The 2,183-nt window shown below is 60.7% G+C and carries 2 protein-coding genes; both read left to right on the plus strand.

The window, feature by feature from the left end; genetic code table 11:
* The coding region (locus VGO04_RS20720) for a flagellin (protein ID WP_327497839.1) at window positions 1–634 on the plus strand (634 nt) is incomplete at its 5' end.
* 355 nt (window positions 635–989) lie between these two features.
* The gene (locus VGO04_RS20725) at window positions 990–1,964 is read left to right on the plus strand and encodes a flagellin (protein WP_327497840.1); all 975 of its coding nucleotides are present in this window, start codon (window positions 990–992) and stop codon (window positions 1,962–1,964) included.
* Window positions 1,965–2,183: the final 219 nt, after the last annotated feature.

The raw sequence follows: 2,183 nt of genomic DNA on the forward strand, positions 1-2,183 counted from the left end.
CAAGATCCAGAAGGAAATCAAGGAGCTGCAGAACCAGCTCGTGAGCATTGCCAAGTCGGCCTCGTTCTCCGGCGAAAACTGGGTCTACACCGACCCGAACAACGCTGCCGGCACGAAGTCGGTTGTCGGTTCGTTCAACCGTGACGCCAAGGGCAATGTCAGCCTGACGACGCTGCAGTACGACACCAACAAGAGCTCGCTGGTCCAGGTCGACGCAACTGGCGCGTACGTCGCTAGCGGCACCACCGCAACGGGCCTGCTCTCCACCAACATCACCTACAACGACGCGACCGGTTCGCCCGTAACGCTGGGCTTCAGCGTCCTGACGCTCGACATCACCAACATGACAACCGGCGCTCTGTCGCAGGCTCTGTCGGGCGTCGACTCCGTCCTGTCGCAGATGACTGACGCTGCTGCCGACCTCGGTGCGCTCAACGCTCGTATCGACCTGCAGAAGGGCTTTGTCGAGAACCTCACGGACTCGATCGAGAAGGGCGTTGGCCGCCTCGTCGACGCCGACATGAACGAGGAATCGACCCGCCTCAAGGCTCTGCAGACGCAGCAGCAGCTCGGCATCCAGTCGCTGACAATCGCCAACAGCAACTCGCAGAACATCCTGTCGCTGTTCAAGTAAGCGGGCGACCGGAAACGATGGGCTAACCGGCTCATCGCCTCAAGCATCAAAGGGCCGCACATCCGCGAGGATGTGCGGCCCTTTCGTCGTCTCGTCGACGCCGCTGCCTGCGGCGACGCCGGCTCGGGCGCGCAACTGTTTAATTGTTTATGCATATTTCCTAACGTCGGTTCATTTTCGTTACCGACTTCCTAACGGCATTAACTATTTGTTAACCATGGGATCGTTAAGTATGGGTTAAGAGCGAAGGGTCGCCTCCAGGGCAAAACAGGGGCGATTCGCATGATGCCAGTCCCGTCGCTGCCGGTGCCACACTCCGGAATGTCCTTAGAAATTCATTCGGGGCAGGTGACCAATGACCAGCATCATGACAAATACCGCCGCAATGGCGGCTCTCCAGACGTTGCGTTCGATCAACTCCGACATGGCCGAGGTCCAGGATCGGATTTCATCGGGCTACCGTGTTCAGACGGCGGCCGACAATGCCGCCTACTGGTCGATCGCGACCACGATGCGGTCCGACAACGCAGCACTTTCGACCGTTCAGGACGCCCTCGGCCTCGGTGCGGCGAAGATCGATACGGCCTACGCGGCGATGAACTCGACAATCGAGGTCGTCAGCGAGATCAAGCGCAAGCTGGTCGCGGCAACCGAGCCGGGCGTCGATAAACTGAAGATCGACAAGGAAATCACCGAGCTCAAGAACCAGCTCATCTCGGCCGCACAGTCCGCCTCCTTCTCCAGCGAAAACTGGCTCTATAACGCCAACGCGGCACCGGTCGGCACCAAGTCCGTCGTGGCGTCGTTCAACCGTGATGCCAACGGCAACGTCTCAGTCACCACGCTCGACTTCGACACGTCTCAGTCGATGCTGATCGACAAGCAAAATGCGAGCCGCGGTATCCTGACCCAGAACTACGACGCTGCGCTTCTGACCACGCCGCCCGGCACGACCGGCACGCGCATCTACCACCTGATCGGCGCACCGGCGACGACGCCGATCGGCACCACCGCGGAAATCAAGCTGACCGCGTCGACCACCCCGGCCGAGATGGCCGACATGCTCAGCGTCGTCGAACGGATCCTCAACCAATTGACGGATGCCGGCTCCACCCTCGGCGCAATTACCAAGCGTATCGATCTGCAGGAGGGCTTCATCGCCAACCTGATGGATACGATCGACAAGGGCGTCGGCCGTCTTGTGGATGCAGACATGAACGAGGAATCGACGCGACTGAAGGCGCTGCAAACTCAGCAGCAGCTCGGCATTCAGGCGCTCTCGATCGCCAACACCAATTCCGAAAATATCCTGCGCCTGTTCCAGCAGTAAGGCGCAGCGGCGGAAGGCGGCCGGCAACGGTCGCCCCGATCCGCCGCAACACGGCCGTTGCCCGCGGGCGACGGCAAGAGTTCTGCCACGTCGTCGGTCACGGCACCCGGTGGAAACGGTTGGACCGCGCTATTTGCCCTGGCGCGGTCCAACACATTCATTTTCGCACAAGTTTGACCGAATAGCCTTCCCTCGCAGTCCTGTCGGATGACTGCCGGC

This window comes from Ensifer sp. (assembly GCF_035999185.1).
GTDB lineage: Bacteria > Pseudomonadota > Alphaproteobacteria > Rhizobiales > Rhizobiaceae > Ensifer.